Source organism: Streptomyces sp. NPDC046308 (assembly GCF_055588065.1).
On record NZ_JBVJFB010000006.1, the window covers coordinates 290,330 to 305,998 of the forward strand.

The following is a 15,669-nucleotide window of genomic DNA, read 5'->3' on the forward strand; positions in this document are numbered from 1 at the left end:
TGTCACTCCCGGTGCCGTGCGCTACCCGGCGGGGCCGAAGCCCCGCCCTCCGCGCAGGTCAACCGCTCGTCCGGGTGCCCGTCCCCTTCGCCGCGTCCAGCGCGTACACGCAGCGGTCCTTGCTGCACGCGTACACCACGCCCGCCTCCGCCACCGGAGCTCCCGTGATCTCGCCGCCCGTGGCCAGCTTCCAGCGGAGCTGGCCGCCCGCCGCGTCCAGCGTGTACAGGCAGTGGTCGGCGGAGCCGAAGTGCACGCGGCCGTCCGCGACCGCCGGCAGGCCGGTGATCTCGCCGCCCGCCGCGAACCGCCACTTCGGGGTGCCGGTGACCGCGTCGAGCGTGTAGAGCGCGCTGCCCGCGCCCAGGTGCACGTTGCCGTTCGCGACGACCACCGGGTCCGAGGACTGCCGGGCCTCGGTCGCGATCCGCCAGCGGTCGTGGCCGGTGGCCGCGTCGAGGGCGTAGACCGTGCCCAGGTAGTCCACGAGGTAGACGCCGCCGCCGGTGACGGCCGCGCCCGGGGCGAAGGCCGGCGCGGCCAGGAAGACCGCAGGGGCCTCGAAGTGCCAGCGGACCCGGCCCGAGGCCCGGTCCACGGAGAGCACCCGGGTGCCGGCCGCGATGTAGACGTTGCCGTCGGGGCCGGGGGTGACCCGCACGGGCACGTTCCCGCAGGAGGCCGCGTCGCCGACCGGGTATGACCAGGACTCGCGTCCGCTGCGGGCGTCGAGCGCGCGCAGCCGGGCGTCCTGCCACACGTACACGGTGCCGTCGTGGAGGACGGGGGCCGCCTCCGGGGTCTCGAAGTCGCTCTGCGCGCCGGTCAGCTCCCACAGCTTCTGGCCGCTGGAGGCCTCCCGGGCCTGTACGCCGCCGCCGCGGGTGGCGGTGACGACCGTGCCGCGGTCGGCGCGCAGCGCGTACACCCAGGCGTCGGCGGACAGCCGCCACCGCTCGGAGCCGTCGGAGGCGTCGAGCGCGTAGAGGGAAGGGCCGTCGGAGGCGTGGATCCGGCCGTCGGAGACCGCCATGGACCAGGCCACGTCGCGGGTCTTGAACTGGCGGCGGCCGCTCGCCACGTCCAGCGCGTGGACCTCGAAGGAGGTGACGTAGAGCAGGTTGCCGGTGACGGTCGGGGTGCCCCAGACCTCGTTGGACATGCGGAAGCGCCACGGGCGCCAGCGGCCGCTGTCCGGAGCCGGGCCCGGGCTCGGTACCGCCACCGCGGAGGGGGTGACGACCGCCGCGCCGCCGGGCGGGCGGACCCAGCCTGTCGCCGAGTCCGCGGCGGGGGCGTGCGCGGCCTGGGCCACGGCGCTCACGCGCGGACCGGGCCCGATCGGCACCGGCGAGCCGCCCAGGCGCACCGGCTCGCCGGAGGGCGCCGGGGACATCGGCGGGCGGTGCGGGCGCGGCGGTACGGCCTGGCCGGTACGCGGGTCCACCCACGGTTCGGCGCCACCGCGCGGGCGGCGGTGCGTGGCGCCCGCGGAGGCGGGGCCGCCGGAGCCGGCGTCCCGGCCGGGGGCGGGCGCGGGCACGGCGGCGGCGGGCGTACGGTTGCCCGCGCGCCGGGCCTCGATCATCGCGACGGCCCGCGGGGGCAGCCACGCCGAGGCGGTGCCGCTGTCGTCGCCGCCGTCGAACAGGTGCGGGGCGAGCTGCGCCTGCAGGTCGGCCGGGGTCGGCCGCTGCGTGGCGTCCATCTGCATGCAGGAGTCGATCAGCGGCCGCAGCTCCTCGGGGAGCCCGTCCAGGTTGGGCCCCTCGCGCAGCAGCATGAAGACCGTCTCCACCGGGTTCGCCCCGTGGTAGGGCGGGTGCCCGGTGGCGGCGAAGACGAGGGTGGAGCCGAGCGAGAAGACGTCGCTGGCGCCCTTGACGCTGCGCGAGTCCTTCGCCTGCTCGGGCGACATGTAGGCGGGGGTGCCGACGGCGACGTTCGTCATGGTCAGGCGGGTGTTGGAAACCCCGCTCGCGATGCCGAAGTCGATCACGCGCGGGCCGTCCTCTACGACGAGCACGTTGGACGGCTTCAGGTCGCGGTGGACGAGGCCGGCGCCGTGGATGGACTGCAGGGCCTCGGCGATGCCGGCGGCGAGCCACCGTACGGCCTGGGCGGGCATGGGCCCGCACTCGTTGACGATCTCCTCCAGGGAGGGCGCCGGGACGTACGCGGTGGCCAGCCACGGCACGGCGGCGCGCGGGTCGGCGTCGACCACGGCCGCGGTGTAGAAGCCGGACACGGCGCGGGCCGCCTCCACCTCGCGGGTGAAGCGGACCCGGAACAGCTGGTCCTCGGCGAGCTCGGTGCGCACCGTCTTGATCGCGACCCGCCGTCCGGACGCGGACCGCGCGAGATAGACCAGCCCCATGCCGCCGGCGCCGAGCCGTCCCAGCACCTCGAAGGGGCCGATCCGTCTCGGGTCGTGCTGCGTCAGCTGCTCCACCACTCGCCTCCACACCTCCCCGTACGGACCCTCGCCCGGGCCCGCTTCCACCGGCACGGGGCCCTGGGCCCCGTGCAGCGTCTCACTCCGGGCGCCGCCCGGGTCGCGCAACCCCGATTCTGTCAGGCCCGGGCCGGGTCCGGCCCCGGCACGTCGAGCGGGGCGGTGTGATCTGCTCGGCGAAGGGGCCGCGGGACCTACGCGTCCGGCTTCGTGCGGGGCTCCGAGAGCAGCCCGAAGACCGCGCCCTGGTTGTCGGCGACGACCGCGATCCGCCCGTACGGGGTGTCGAAGGGGTCGGCGGTGATCCGGCCGCCGAGCCGCTGCACCGTCGCGACGGACTGGTCGCAGTCGGGGACGGCGAAGTAGACGAGGAAGTGCGCGGGCATGATCTCCGGGAAGGCGTCGGTGATCAGGCTGCGCCCCAGGACCGCGGTGTCGGTGCCGGGCGCCTTGCCGGGCGGGGACCAGATCCGGTACTCGACGCCGGCGTCGTCCTGGTCCTGCGGGACGTAGCCGAAGACCTTGGCGTAGAAGACGTCGACTGCGTCGCGGGCCCGCGTGTAGACCTCGCTCCAGCAGTACGTGTACGGCTCCTGCTGGGCCTCGAAGCCGTGGTGGGTGCCGGGCTGCCACAGGCCGAAGACGGCCCCGCCGGGGTCGGCGGCCATGGCGGCGGTGCCGTACGGGCCCACCGGCATCGGGTCCATGACCATCTGGCCGCCGGCGGCGCGGATGCGCTGCGCGCAGGCGTAGGCGTCGGTCGTGTAGAGGTAGACCCCCCAGACGGTGGGCATCCGGCCGTCCGGTTTGGGGGCGAGGGCGGCGACGTTGCGGCCGCGGCTGTAGGCCTGGGTGTAGTGGCCGTACTCGGCGCCCGCGCTGTCCGCGAAGGTCCACCCGAACAGCTCGCCGTAGAAGCGCTTGCCCGCCTCGACGTCCGGAAGCGAGGCGTCCACCCAGCAGGGTGCGCCTTCCGCGAATGCGGCCATGGGCCCGGTTCCTTCCGTTGTGCGGGGGTGTGTACCCTCCCAACCCTCTCAGCCATGATCCGTCCGAAAACTTGTCCACAGCCTGTTGATAAGACTATTCGGGGGAAACCTTGCGGAACCGGGCGACACGCCCGGGCCGCGACCAGGGGGCGCACCCGGGGCGAGCCCCGGGGCCGGGCCGTCCGGAAATCGGCCGTCGAAACGTCTCGGACCGCCTCCCGCCCAGGCCAGGGACCCCGTAACCCCATTTGCAGGCGGCCGAATAGCGCGCCGATCACCCCTCGGTAAGCTGACGGCATGACAGGACAAGTACGCACCGTCGACGGGCGTGTCGCCGGCCGGCGCGGCCAGGCGACGCGGCAGAAGCTGCTCGACTGCCTCAGCGAGATGCTCAGCTCCTCGCCGTACCGCGACGTCAAAGTGATCGACGTCGCCCGCAAGGCCGGTACCTCCCCCGCGACCTTCTACCAGTACTTCCCGGACGTCGAGGGCGCCGTCCTGGAGATCGCCGAACAAATGGCCACCGAGGGCGCGCAGTTGACGTCGCTCGTCGAGGGCCGGACGTGGGTCGGCAAGTCCGGTTGGTCCGCCGCCGAGGAACTCGTCGAGGGTTTCCTGGAGTTCTGGCGCCGCAACGACGCGATCCTGCGGGTCGTCGACCTCGGTGCGGCCGAGGGCGACAAGCGCTTCTACAAGATCCGCATGAAGATCCTGAACTCGGTCACCAACTCCCTGACGGAGTCGATGAAGGAGCTCCAGGCCAAGGGCAAGGTCGACAAGGACGTCAGCCCCGCGGCGATGGCCGGTTCGCTGGTCGCGATGCTGGCGGCGGTCGCCTCGCACCAGAAGGGCTTCCAGACCTGGGGTGTCAAGCAGGCCGAGCTCAAGCCGAACCTGGCGCTGCTCGTCCACCTCGGCATCACGGGCAAGAAGCCGACCAAGTAACGGCGGATCCCTTCCGGGATCCGCCGCCTTGGGCGGCCTCACGCCGGCTCGGGCGCTCTCGCGCCGGTTTGGCGGGTCTCGCGCCGGCTTGGCGGCGGCCTTAGGCCGACTTCGGGTCTCGCGCCGGCTTGGCGGGGCTCGCGCCCGCACCTCCCGCGCCCGCGGCCCGCGCCGCGTGCACGACCGCCCTGGATCAGCGACGCTCCAGGCGGAACAACCGGATCTCGCGCTCGATGCGCGCCTGGTAGGTCGCGTACGGCGGCCAGAACCCCAGCACCGCCCGCCATGCCGCAGCGCGTTCCTCCCCCGCCAGCAGCCGGGCCCGTACGGGAATGTCCCGGCCTTGCCAACTCACCTCCGCGTCGGGGTGCTTGAGCAGGTTCCCGGTCCATGCCGGGTGTCCGGGCCGGCCGAAGTTGGAGCCGATCAGGATCCAGCTCGTGCCGCCGTTCTCCGGCATGCAGGCGAGCGGGGTGGTGCGCGGTTCGCCGGTCTTGGCGCCCTTGGCGGTGAGGATCACGCCCGGCAGCATCTGGGCGCTGAGCATGACCTTGCCGCGGGTGAGCTTGTGCACCGCCTTGTCCAGGGCGGGGATGAAGTGCGGGGCGATCTTGGCGAAGAGCACGGTCGAGGAGACCTTCTGCATCAGCCTGACGCCGGGTGCCACGGGAGCCATCAGACGGCCACCTTCTCTTGGGCGGGCGGGACGTGGGGAGCGGTCGCGGCCGTCGTGGGTGCGGCTGCCGGGGGCGGGGCGGGGTCCGCGACAGCGGCGGGGTCCGAGGCCGGGGCCGGGGCCGCGAACAGGCCCGCGCGGTCCGCGGCGTGCGCCCGCAGCCGGTGGACCGGACCGAAGAGCAGTTCGTCGGCCGCCGCGCGCTTGAAGTAGAGGTGTGCGTCGTGTTCCCAGGTGAAGCCGATGCCGCCGTGCAGCTGGATCGCCTCGCCGGCGGTCACCCGCAGGGCTTCCAGCGCCTGGGCGAGGGCGAGGCAGCCCTGGTCCGGGTCCCAGGCGGCGTAGTAGGCCGCGGAGCGGGCCGCCTGCACCTGTACGTACAGGTCGGCGAGCCGGTGCTTGACCGCCTGGAAGGAGCCGATCGCCCGGCCGAACTGCTCGCGCTGGCGTACGTACTCCACGGTGCGGGCGAGGGCCTGCCCGGCGGCGCCGACCGCCTCGGCGGCGAGCACCGCGGAGGCGGTGCGCCCGGTGGCGGCGAGGGCGCCCACCACGTCACCCTCCTCGGCGCCCTCCTCGTCGCCGAGCAACTCCGCCGGTACGTCGCGCAGTTGGATCCGGGCCTGCGGGCGGGTCTCGTCCAGGACGGCCTGCCGGGACCGCACGAGCCCGGGCGCGTCCTCCCGTACGAGGAACAGCAGCGTGCGGCTGCGGGCGAAGCCCCCGGTGTGCGCGGCGACCAGCAGCAGCGGGGCGCTGTGCCCGTCGAGCACCTGCGCGGCCTCCCCGTACAGCCGCCAGCCGGCGCCCGCGGCGTCGGCGCGGGCCTGGATCCCGCCCGCGCGGCCGCCACCGGACCAGTGCCCGGCGCTGTCGTCGCCGGTCAGCGCGAGTGCGGTCGCCAGCGCCGGGCCCGGTACGGCGAGGGCGGCGGTCAGTCCGCCGGCCGCGAGCGGCGGGAGCAGCGCGGAGCGCTGGGCGTCGGTGCCGAGGGCGGTGATCAGGGGCGCGCAGAGCGCGGCGGTGGCCAGCAGCGGCGAGGGCAGCAGCGCCCGCCCGGTCTCCTCGCACGCCAGGGCCAGGTCGGCGGGGGTGCAGCCGACGCCGCCGTACTCCTCTGCGATGGCGAGGCCGGGCAGCCCGAGCCGCTCGGCGAGCTGCTGCCACAGCTCGCGGTCGTATCCGGCGGTGGTGCGGACCGCGACCTTGACCTCGTCGGGGCCGCAGCGTTTGCCCAGGATCTCGCGCAGGGTACGGCGTATCTCGGCCTGCTCCGCGGTGAAGGCGGCATCCATCGTCTGGCTCCTCCTGGGGGCACCTCCCGGCGGCGGCCGGGGGCGTATCTGACGGGCCGTCATGTTAGGGCCGGCGGCGGCAGATGCCCAGGGGGCGGCGAGGGCGGGTTGCGGGCGGGGCGGGCGGGGGGGCGGGGGGCGAGCGATGGCAGGGCGGGGCTGACCCTCTAGCATCTGACGATACGTCAGATGTACCGTCCTTCCCATGCCTGGACTCACACCTGGAACCGCCTCCCGCCCCCGCCGGAGGGTCGCGGTGGTCGGCGTCGCCCTCGCGGACTGCGGCCGGGTGGACGGCCCCACCCCCTACGCCCTGCACGCGCAGGCCGCCCGCCGCGCCCTGGCCGACTCCGGCCTGGACCGCTCCGTCATCGACGGCCTCGCCTCGGCCGGCCTCGGCACGCTCGCGCCCGTCGAGGTGGCCGAGTACCTCGGCCTGCGCCCCACCTGGGTCGACTCCACCTCGGTGGGCGGCTCGACCTGGGAGGTGATGGCCGCCCACGCGGCGGACGCCATCGCCGCCGGCCACGCCAACGCGGTCCTGCTCGTCTACGGCTCCACCGCGCGCGCCGACATCAAGGCCCGCCGGCGCACCTCGAACCTCTCCTTCGGGGCCCGCGGACCGCTCCAGTTCGAGGTCCCGTACGGGCACACGCTGATCTCCAAGTACGCCATGGCCGCCCGCCGGCACATGCACGAGTACGGGACCACGCTGGAGCAGCTCGCCGCGGTCGCCGTGCAGGCCCGGGCCAACGCGGCGACCAACCCGGACGCGATGTTCCGCGACCCGATCACCGTCGAGGACGTCCTGTCCGGCGAGATGATCGCCGACCCCTTCACCAAACTCCACTGCTGCATCCGCTCGGACGGCGGCTGCGCGGTGCTGCTGGCCGCGGAGGAGTACGTACCGGACACGGCGAAGGAGCCGGTCTGGGTTCTGGGCTCGGGGACCTCCGTGTCGCACACCACGATGTCGGAGTGGGAGGACTTCACGGTGTCCCCGGCGGCGGTTTCGGGCCGCATCGCCTTCGAGCGGGCCGGTCTCACCCCGGCGGACGTCGACCTCGCGGAGATCTACGACGCCTTCACCTACATGACCCTGGTGACCCTGGAGGACCTCGGCTTCTGCGCGAAGGGCGAGGGCGGGGCTTTCGTGGAGAAGGGCCGCCTGCTGCGCGACGGGGAACTCCCGGTCAACACCGACGGCGGCGGCCTCTCGGCCTGCCACCCCGGCATGCGCGGCCTGTTCCTGCTGGTCGAGGCCGTCCGCCAACTCCGCGGCGAGGCGGGCCCGGGCCAGGTCACCAAACCCGGCGGCCGCCTCCCGCAGATAGCCCTGGCCTCGGGCACGGGCGGCTGGTTCTGCTCGTCGGGCACGATGCTGCTGGGCCGGGGGTAAGCGGCCGGGGGGCCGCTCCTACGCGGCCTCCGCCAGCGTGTGCGCCACCAAGGCGTTCGCGTGGCCGTGGCCCAGGCCGTGTTCCGACGTGAGCCAGGAGACGAGTTCCATGTGCTTCGTGAGCGGCGAGGCCCTGATGAGGTCCTTCCACTCGGCGATCGGGCGGCCGTACTTCTTCTCGATCGACGGGAAGTAGCCGGCGGGGCCCTTCACGGGGTCGGCCATGGTGTGCCTCCTACGTGTTCGTCGCGGTGCAGTCGGGCTTATGACCGTCGGCGGACCGGAAACTGAGCGGCCGGAGCGGAGTGAGCTGCATCACACGGCACGGGCCTGGCGGCGGGCCTCCTTCACCGCGCGGGCCACGGCCCACGCGTCGGCGACCGGGCCGACGTGGGTGAGCTTCTCGGGGTTGTGCATACCGCGGATGGTGCCGATCCGGCCGTCGCGCACGTCGAGGACCATCACCTGGAGCACCTTGCCGTCGCGGTCGCGGAAGATCGCGCCGGGCTCTCCGTTGACGTCGTGCGGCTCGCACGTCACGTCGATCCGCATCAGCCAGGGATAGAACGCGGCCAGCAGGCGGGCGACGTTCGCCGCGCCCGTGACGGCCTTGGCCAGCTGCGGGGCGTTGCCTCCCGCGTCCCCCACGAGCTGCACTTCGGCCGCCAGAAGGGTCTGGAGTCCGTCCACGTCGCCGTCCTTCAGGGCGTCGAAGAACCGCGTCGCCAGTTCCTGCCGCTCGCGCCGGTCGGCCGCGAACCGCGGCCGACCGGCTTCCATGTGCCGGCGCGCCCGCACCAGCAGCTGGCGGCACGCCGCCTCCGAGCGCCCCACGGCGGTGGCGACCTCGTCGAAGCCGAAGGCGAAGACCTCCCGCAGCACGAACACCGCCCGTTCCAGCGGGCTGAGGCGTTCGAGCAGCAGCAGCGCCGCCACGGACACGGAGTCGGCCAGCTCCACCGCCCGCGCCGGATCCTCGTACGGGTCGCTGAGCAGCGGTTCGGGGAACCAGGGGCCGGTGTACTGCTCGCGCCGCACGCGCGCGGAGCGCAGTACGTCGATCGAGATGCGCGTGACCGTCGCCGAGAGGAAGGCCTTGGTCGACGTGGGCCGGGTCGCCGTTGCGTCGAAGCGCAGCCACGTCTCCTGCACGGCGTCCTCGGCCTCGCCGACGCTGCCCAGGATCCGGTAGGCGATCGAGAACAGCAGCGACCGCAGTTCCTCGAATTCCTCGACCTTGCTCATGTACCGGCCCCCCTGAAGCCCTCCGGCCCGGCCGTGTGCACGCGGCCGGGCGCCCTCCCATGATCATGCGTCAGTGGAGCTGCCCGGGCTGGTAGTCGCCCGCGGGCTGCTGCGCGATGACGTTCAGCCGGTTGGCCATGTTCATGAAGGAGATCAGGAGCGTGAGGGCGGTGAGCTGCTCGGTGTCGTAGTGCTTGGCGGCGTTCGCCCAGACCCCGTCACCGACACCGCCGGCGGCGTCCGCGATCCGGGTGCCCTGCTCGGCGAGTTCCAGTGCGGCCCGCTCGGCCTCGGTGAAGACGGTGGCCTCCCGCCATGCCGCGACCAGGTGCAGCCGTACCGGGGTTTCGCCGGCCGCGGTGGCGTCCTTGGTGTGCATGTCGATGCAGAACGCGCAGCCGTTGATCTGGCTCACGCGCAACGCCACCAGCTCCTGCGTCGTGCTCGGCAGCGGCGAGTCCTTGACCGCCTTGCCCGCCGACATGAGGTACTTGAGGGCCTTGCCCGCGGTCTCGCCGGCGAAGTAGTTCAGTCGCGCGTCCATGGTGTGCTCCTCCGTCGTCCTTGGCTACACCCCTGGGACGAGGTGGCCCGGCGCCCTGTGACATGGAGGGCGGCACGGGCCGGTGTGACCTGCGTCTCTCGCCGCCCCTAGCCTGGCTCCATGAGCAGCGAGATCGGCGAGATCAGCGACGAGGAATTCCGTTCCGTCCTGCACGCCCTGCGCGTGTGGGACTCCCCGCTCCCCGGGTTCGACCCCGGGGCCGCACCCGGCGAGCCGGTGGCGTTGTTCCGGGCGTGGTTCGTGCACGCCGCCCGGGCGGGGCAGTTGGAGCCGCACACGATGAGCCTGGCGACGGTGGACGGCGAGGGGCGGCCCGATGTGCGGACGCTGATGCTGCACGACGTCGACGGGCGGGGCTGGCACTTCGCCTCGCACGCGACCAGCGCCAAGGGCGTGCAGCTGGCCGGGCAGCCGCGGGCGGCGCTCGGGTTCTACTGGCCGACCGTGGCCCGGCAGGTCCGGATCCGCGGCCGGGTCACCGCGTGCGGGCCCGCGGAGAGCCGCGCGGACCTGGCGGTCCGTTCGCGCGGGGCGCTCGCCGCCGCGCTCACCGGGCACCAGAGCGAGGTGCTGGAGTCCTACGAGGACCTGGTCCGGGCCTCGGAGCGGGCGTGGGAGCGGGCCGGGGCCGAGCCGGACGCACCGGCTCCGACCTGGACCCGGTACGTGCTGGACGCCGACGAGGTGGAGTTCTTCCAGGGCGACGCCACCCGCCGGCACACCCGCCTGCGCTACCGCCGCACCGCCGACGCCGAGGGCTCCTGGGTCCGTGAGCTGCTCTGGCCCTGATCCGGCCGGAACACCGCCACCCACACCCCGTCCGCCGCCTCGCGGAAGGTGACCGTCAGGGGCATGCCGATGCGCAGGTCCGCCGCCTCGCAGTCGACCACCTCGGTCATCATCCGCGGGCCCTCCGCGAGGTCGACGACCGCCGCCGTGTACGGGACGCGCGCGCCGAAGGGCGGGAGGTCGTTGCGGTGGATCACCGACCACGTGTAGAGGGTCGCCCGGCCGCTCGCCGTATCCCACGTCACGCGGTCCTCGCCGGCCCAGCAGTACGGGCAGAACTCGCGCGGGTAGTGGTGCGGCCGCCCGCAGTGCCCGCAGCGGCGCAGCAGGAGCCTGCCCTCGGCCGCCGCGTCCCAGTAGGGGCGGGTGAAGTCGTCCGCCTCGGGGAGGTCGTAGCGCACGGCGCCGGTCACAGGAAGAGTCCGATCGCCGCGTCGAGGGACCAGGTCTGCCAGGACATGGCGAGGAGCGCGACGAGCGAGATGAGTGCCATCATCGCGTTCTGGCCCTGTTCGGCCCAGTCGTGGATCATCAGCACGAGGTAGAGCAGGTTCAGCAGCAGCCCGCCGACCAGGGCGATCGGGGTCAGGAAGCCGAGCACCAGGCCCAGCCCGAGCGCCAGTTCCGCGTAGACGACGATGTACGCCATCGTCTTCGGGCGCGGTGCGACGACGAGTTCGAAGCCGCCCTTGACGAAGGTCCAGCGGTGCTTGTTCGCGACGTCGGCGGCCCAGGCGATGCCGGTGCCGCGTTCGAACCAGCCCTTCTTGTCCTTGTGCCGCCAGCTCTCCAGCCACCACAGGCCGAGGCCTATCCGGAGCACGGCGAGCCATTCGGCCCCACTGAGCCAGATGGTCTGCATCGGCAGCCCCCACCCCTCTCACCACTGATCTGACGGTACGTCAGTTCAGCGGATACGAGGCGATCCCGCAAGGCCCCGGCCGGTCACGGGTTCCCGAAGATCCTCCCGTACCCCGTGACACCGCCGGTGGTGGCGCCCGCCGCACGCAGCGCGGCCCACAACAGGACCTGGTTGGCGGTGAGGACGGGACGCCCGAGGACCGCCTCCAGAGCCTCGATCGCGCCGACCGCGCGGAAACCGTTGCCGCCGATGACCACCGCCGCCGCCTCGTCGGGGGCGAAGGACACCACCCAGTCCAGCAGGGCGTCGGGCCGGATGCGGCTCTGGTCGCTGGGCAGGCCGCACGGCGCCGCGCGCACCACCTCGAAGCCGGCATCCTCGTAGTAGGCCCGGCCCAGATCGTCGAGGGCGGCATCGAACCACGGCGGATCCACCAGGCAGATCCGGCCGGCGTCCAGGAGCCGCAGTGCCTCGACCGTCGCGGCGCACGGGGCGACCACCGGCAGTCCTCGGGCGCGGGCCGAGAGGCGGGCCAGCATCCGCGCCTCGCCGCGCGCCCCGATCGCGTACGCGGAGCTGGTGAAGGCGAAGCCGATCGCCGCCACCGGTGCGTCCGCCAGCCGCTCGGCGGCCTCGTCCACGTACGGCGGCTCGGCGAAGGCCCGTACCGGGGCGAGTGGGATGGTCGGATCCATCGCACCGCCGCGGCCCATCGCAGCGAACGGCACCCTCGCGGCGTGCAGCCCCACGTCCACCGGGGCCATGGCGCGCAGTTCCGACTCCGGTCCGACATCGGCGTGCGGGGTGAGCACACCCAGGCGGACGCGCACGTCCCAGCCGTCGGGTCGCCACATCGGTCGCTCCAGATTCTCCGGAAGTGCGGGGACTTCATCCTGCCACCGGGGAAGCCGCCGGGCCCGCTGCCTCGGCCGTGACCGATCCGCAATCGATTCCCTCCTCGTCCGAGACCCATCAACCCAGCGTGGCGATACGATCACACCTCATGCCTGGAGTCCCCGCAGCACCCGACATGACCACCCAGCCCCGCCCCGTGTACGTCATCGGGGCCGGCCCCGGCGGCCTCGCCGTGGCCGCCGCGCTGCGCGCCCGCGGGGTCCGCGCGGTGGTCGTCGAGAAGTCCGACGAGGTCGGCGCGTCCTGGCGGCGGCACTACGACCGGCTGCACCTGCACACCACGCGCCGGCTCTCCGCGCTCCCCGGCCTGCCGATGCCGCGCCGCTTCGGGCGCTGGGTCTCCCGTGACAACGTCGTGCGCTACCTGGAGAAGTACGTCGAGTTCCACGAGCTGGAGCTCGTGACCGGCGTCGAGGTGACCCGGATCGAGGCCGCCTCGGAGGGCGAGGACGGCTGGGTCCTGCATGCCAGCGGCGGGCGGGTGCTGGCCGCCGCGGCCGTCGTCGTCGCCACCGGGTACAACCACACGCCGGCGATCCCCGACTGGCCGGGCCGGGACGGGTACGACGGCCGGCTGCTGCACGCCGCCGACTACCGCAATCCCGGGCCGTACGCCGGCCAGGACGTCCTCGTCGTCGGCGTCGGCAACACCGGCGCCGAGATCGCCGTCGACCTCGTCGAGGGCGGCGCGGCCCGGGTGCGGCTCGCCGTGCGCACCGTCCCGCACATCATGCGCCGCTCCACCGCGGGCTGGCCGGCCCAGCGCAGCGGGATCCTCGTGCGCCGGCTGCCCGTGCGGCTCGTGGACCGGCTGTCCGCGCTCGTCGCCAGGACCTCGGTCCCGGACCTGACGGCGTACGGGCTGCCGCGCCCGACGACCGGCCTGTACAGCAGGGTCAAGGAGGGGTCGATCCCGGTCCAGGACGTCGGCCTGGTCGACGCGGTCCGCAGCGGCCGGGTGGAGCCGGTGGCCGCCGTCGAGTCCTTCGACGGCGCCGAGGTGGTGCTCGCGGACGGCTCGCGGATCAGCCCGGACGCGGTGATCGCGGCCACCGGGTACCGCCGCGCCCTGGAGGGGCTGGTCGGCGACCTCGGGGTGCTCGACGAGCGGGGGCGGCCCCGTACGCACGGCCCCCGCACCGCTCCGCAGGCGCGCGGGCTGTACTTCACCGGCTTCACCAACCCCATCAGCGGGATGTTCCGGGAGATGGCCCTGGACGCGGAGAAGATCGCCAAGGCCGTGGCCCAACAGGAGCGGTCCCGGTCCCGGTCTCTCGTCTCCAGTAGGGGCCAGTCGTCCGTTTGTCGATAATCCGCGACGGATCGATTTTCGCTACCCTGGCGGTCATGACCGCCATGACGCGCACCCGCACCGAACCGGACCTGTCGTTCCTCCTGGACCACACCAGTCACGTGCTGCGGACACAGATGAGCGCGCAGCTCGGCGAGATCGGGCTGACCCCGCGCATGCACTGCGTGCTCGTCCACGCCCTCGAGGAGGAGCGCACCCAGGCGCAGCTCGCCGAGATCGGGGACATGGACAAGACCACGATGGTCGTGACCGTGGACGCGCTGGAGAAGGCCGGGCTGGCCGAGCGCAGGCCGTCCGGCACGGACCGGCGGGCGCGGATCATCGCGGTGACCGAGGAGGGGGCGAAGGTCGCGAAGGAGAGCCAGAAGATCGTCGACCGGGTGCACGGCACCGCCCTCGACGCCCTGCCGGACGACGAGCGCGAGGTGCTGCTCCGCGCGCTGAACCGGCTGGTCACGGGACATCTGCAGACACCCGAGGAGGGGCCGCGGCCGGCCCGGCGGGCACGCCAGAAGGGCTGACACCACCACCACTCCGCATCTCGATCCGTAAAAGATAGTCTGCAACAAAACTATCTGCTACGGTCATTCCTGTTGCCTCCCGACGACAGGAGAGACCCCAATGCCCTCCACCACCGCCACACCCGCGCCCGCGCCCACGGCCCCGCCCTCCCGCAGGCTCGCCCTCGGCGTCCTGGCCGCCGGCACGCTGATGACGGTCCTCGACGGCAGCATCGTGACCGTCGCCATGCCGGCCATCCAGAGCGATCTCGGCTTCACGCCGGCCGGCCTGAGCTGGGTCGTCAACGCCTACCTCATCGCCTTCGGTTCGCTGCTGCTCCTGGCCGGCCGCCTCGGCGACCTGATCGGCCGCAAGCGGATGTTCCTCGCGGGCAATGGGGTCTTCACCGCGGCCTCGCTCCTCGCCGGCTTCGCCGCCTCCCCCGGCCTCCTGATCGCCGCCCGCTTCCTCCAGGGCGCGGGCAGCGCGATGGCCTCCGCCGTCAGCCTCGGCATCCTGGTCACGCTCTTCACCGAACCGCGCGAACGAGCCAAGGCCATCGGCGCGTTCAGCTTCACCGGCGCGGCCGGGGCCTCGATCGGGCAGGTCCTCGGCGGTGTGCTCACCGACGCGCTCACCTGGAACTGGATCTTCTTCATCAACCTGCCCATCGGCATCGCCACCCTCCTCCTCGCCCTCCCCGCCCTGCCCGGCGACCGCGGCATCGGACTGCAGGCGGGCGCGGACGCCCTCGGCGCCCTGCTCGTCACCTCCGGCCTGATGCTCGGCATCTACACGGTCGTCGAGGTCGAGGAGTACGGGGCGGCCTCGGCCCACACCCTCGGCTTCGGCGCCCTCGCGCTCGCCCTGCTCGCCGGCTTCCTCCTGCGCCAGGCCACCGCCGCGAACCCGCTCATGCCGCTGCGGATCCTCCGCTCGCGCAGCGTCTTCGGCGCCAACCTGGTCCAGATGCTGATGGTCGCCGCCCTCTTCTCCTTCCAGGTCCTCGTCGCCCTCTACATGCAGAACGTCCTCGGCTACGGCGCCGCCGAGACCGGCCTCGCGATGCTGCCGGCCGCGGCCGTCATCGGCCTCGTCTCCCTGACCGTCTCGGCTCGCCTGGGCGCCCGGTTCGGCGAGCGCGCCGTCCTGCTGGTCGGCCTGGTGCTGCTGATCGGCGTACTCGGCCTGCTGACCCGCGTGCCCGGCCGGGCCGAGCAGGCCGACTACCTCACCGACCTGCTCCCCGTGATGCTCCTGGCCGCCGGATTCGGCCTCGCCCTGCCCGCCCTGACCTCGCTCGGCATGTCCGGCGCGAAGGAGGAGGACGCGGGCCTGGCCTCCGGGCTCTTCAACACCACCCAGCAGATCGGCATGGCCCTCGGCATCGCGGCCCTCTCCACCCTCGCCGCCTCCCGCACCGAATCCCTCACCGAGGCCGGACGCACCGCCCCCGAGGCGCTGACCGGCGGATACCACCTGGCCTTCGCGGTCGGGGCGGGCCTCATCGCCGCCGCCCTGGCCGTCGCCTTCGCGGTCCTGCGTCGCCCGGAGGCCGGCCCGCGGGAGGCGGCCGCGGGGCAGGACGCCGGGCAGGACGCCGGGCATGACGCCGTTGGCCGAACCGCGCTCTGGACCGACCGCGAGCGGATCTGACACCGTTCACCACATCACCTCCACCAGCTTTCCTGCGCAGCCCTGTTCCTGACGGCACGTCAGTT

General features: G+C 73.5%; 16 protein-coding genes. 6 read left to right on the forward strand and 10 right to left on the reverse strand.

The window, feature by feature from the left end; all coding sequences use genetic code 11:
- Nucleotides 1–58 precede the first annotated feature (58 nt).
- The gene (afsK, locus tag ACZ6JT_RS24780) at nt 59–2,455 is read right to left on the reverse strand and encodes a protein serine/threonine kinase AfsK (RefSeq protein WP_469212935.1); all 2,397 of its coding nucleotides are present in this window, start codon (nt 2,453–2,455) and stop codon (nt 59–61) included.
- A gap of 194 nt (nt 2,456–2,649) precedes the next feature.
- Nucleotides 2,650–3,444: a VOC family protein gene (locus ACZ6JT_RS24785; protein WP_469212937.1), complete on the reverse strand. Its 795-nt coding sequence runs from the start codon at nt 3,442–3,444 to the stop codon at nt 2,650–2,652.
- Between the two features lie 297 nt (nt 3,445–3,741).
- Between ACZ6JT_RS24785 and ACZ6JT_RS24790 the strand changes: the two genes are divergently transcribed.
- A complete protein-coding gene (locus ACZ6JT_RS24790; protein ID WP_362811166.1) occupies nt 3,742–4,389 on the forward strand; it encodes a TetR family transcriptional regulator in 648 nt (215 codons plus the stop codon).
- 193 nt (nt 4,390–4,582) lie between these two features.
- Here the strand turns inward: ACZ6JT_RS24790 and ACZ6JT_RS24795 are convergent, their stop codons facing one another.
- Both ACZ6JT_RS24795 and ACZ6JT_RS24800 read right to left on the reverse strand, forming a co-directional pair.
- On the reverse strand, nt 4,583–5,065 hold the full coding sequence (locus ACZ6JT_RS24795; protein ID WP_469212939.1) for a nitroreductase family deazaflavin-dependent oxidoreductase: 483 nt from the start codon (nt 5,063–5,065) through the stop codon (nt 4,583–4,585).
- The gene (locus ACZ6JT_RS24800; RefSeq protein WP_469212941.1) at nt 5,065–6,360 is read right to left on the reverse strand and encodes an acyl-CoA dehydrogenase family protein; all 1,296 of its coding nucleotides are present in this window, start codon (nt 6,358–6,360) and stop codon (nt 5,065–5,067) included. Before ACZ6JT_RS24800 ends, ACZ6JT_RS24795 begins: the two co-directional genes overlap by 1 nt.
- 205 nt (nt 6,361–6,565) lie before the next feature.
- On the opposite strand from ACZ6JT_RS24800, the gene ACZ6JT_RS24805 reads away from it, so the two are divergent.
- Nucleotides 6,566–7,759, forward strand: coding sequence for a thiolase C-terminal domain-containing protein (locus ACZ6JT_RS24805; RefSeq protein WP_469212943.1), 1,194 nt, complete (start codon nt 6,566–6,568; stop codon nt 7,757–7,759).
- An 18-nt stretch (nt 7,760–7,777) separates the two neighbouring features.
- Here ACZ6JT_RS24805 and ACZ6JT_RS24810 read toward each other — a convergent pair whose 3' ends face one another.
- From ACZ6JT_RS24810 to ACZ6JT_RS24820, 3 genes are all read right to left on the reverse strand, one after another.
- Nucleotides 7,778–7,984: a DUF4287 domain-containing protein gene (locus tag ACZ6JT_RS24810; RefSeq protein WP_469212945.1), complete on the reverse strand. Its 207-nt coding sequence runs from the start codon at nt 7,982–7,984 to the stop codon at nt 7,778–7,780.
- Between the two features lie 90 nt (nt 7,985–8,074).
- Complete coding sequence (locus ACZ6JT_RS24815) at nt 8,075–9,004, reverse strand: RNA polymerase sigma-70 factor (protein WP_469212946.1); 930 nt, start codon at nt 9,002–9,004, stop codon at nt 8,075–8,077.
- A 70-nt stretch (nt 9,005–9,074) separates the two neighbouring features.
- Nucleotides 9,075–9,548, reverse strand: coding sequence for a carboxymuconolactone decarboxylase family protein (locus ACZ6JT_RS24820; RefSeq protein WP_469212948.1), 474 nt, complete (start codon nt 9,546–9,548; stop codon nt 9,075–9,077).
- A gap of 120 nt (nt 9,549–9,668) precedes the next feature.
- Between ACZ6JT_RS24820 and ACZ6JT_RS24825 the strand changes: the two genes are divergently transcribed.
- The gene (locus tag ACZ6JT_RS24825) at nt 9,669–10,358 is read left to right on the forward strand and encodes a pyridoxine/pyridoxamine 5'-phosphate oxidase (protein ID WP_469212951.1); all 690 of its coding nucleotides are present in this window, start codon (nt 9,669–9,671) and stop codon (nt 10,356–10,358) included.
- Here the strand turns inward: ACZ6JT_RS24825 and ACZ6JT_RS24830 are convergent.
- The 3 genes from ACZ6JT_RS24830 to ACZ6JT_RS24840 all read right to left on the reverse strand — a co-directional run bounded on the left by ACZ6JT_RS24830 (nt 10,301) and on the right by ACZ6JT_RS24840 (nt 12,074).
- Nucleotides 10,301–10,771 carry a Zn-ribbon domain-containing OB-fold protein gene (locus ACZ6JT_RS24830; protein WP_469212953.1) on the reverse strand — a complete coding sequence of 157 codons (471 nt, stop codon included), beginning with the start codon at nt 10,769–10,771 and terminating at the stop codon, nt 10,301–10,303. The two genes, ACZ6JT_RS24825 and ACZ6JT_RS24830, sit on opposite strands and share 58 nt — an antisense overlap.
- Nucleotides 10,768–11,220, reverse strand: coding sequence for a DoxX family protein (locus ACZ6JT_RS24835; protein WP_469212955.1), 453 nt, complete (start codon nt 11,218–11,220; stop codon nt 10,768–10,770). Before ACZ6JT_RS24835 ends, ACZ6JT_RS24830 begins: the two co-directional genes overlap by 4 nt.
- 83 nt (nt 11,221–11,303) lie before the next feature.
- On the reverse strand, nt 11,304–12,074 hold the full coding sequence (locus ACZ6JT_RS24840) for a maleate cis-trans isomerase family protein (RefSeq protein WP_469212957.1): 771 nt from the start codon (nt 12,072–12,074) through the stop codon (nt 11,304–11,306).
- Between the two features lie 149 nt (nt 12,075–12,223).
- On the opposite strand from ACZ6JT_RS24840, the gene ACZ6JT_RS24845 reads away from it, so the two are divergent.
- The 3 genes from ACZ6JT_RS24845 (at nt 12,224) to ACZ6JT_RS24855 (ending at nt 15,604) form a co-directional block, all read left to right on the forward strand.
- On the forward strand, nt 12,224–13,447 hold the full coding sequence (locus tag ACZ6JT_RS24845) for a flavin-containing monooxygenase (RefSeq protein WP_469212958.1): 1,224 nt from the start codon (nt 12,224–12,226) through the stop codon (nt 13,445–13,447).
- 35 nt (nt 13,448–13,482) lie between these two features.
- A complete protein-coding gene (locus ACZ6JT_RS24850) occupies nt 13,483–13,968 on the forward strand; it encodes a MarR family winged helix-turn-helix transcriptional regulator (RefSeq protein ID WP_469212960.1) in 486 nt (161 codons plus the stop codon).
- Nucleotides 13,969–14,068: 100 nt separating this feature from the next.
- The gene (locus ACZ6JT_RS24855; protein WP_469212961.1) at nt 14,069–15,604 is read left to right on the forward strand and encodes an MFS transporter; all 1,536 of its coding nucleotides are present in this window, start codon (nt 14,069–14,071) and stop codon (nt 15,602–15,604) included.
- The last annotated feature ends 65 nt before the right edge of the window (nt 15,605–15,669 follow it).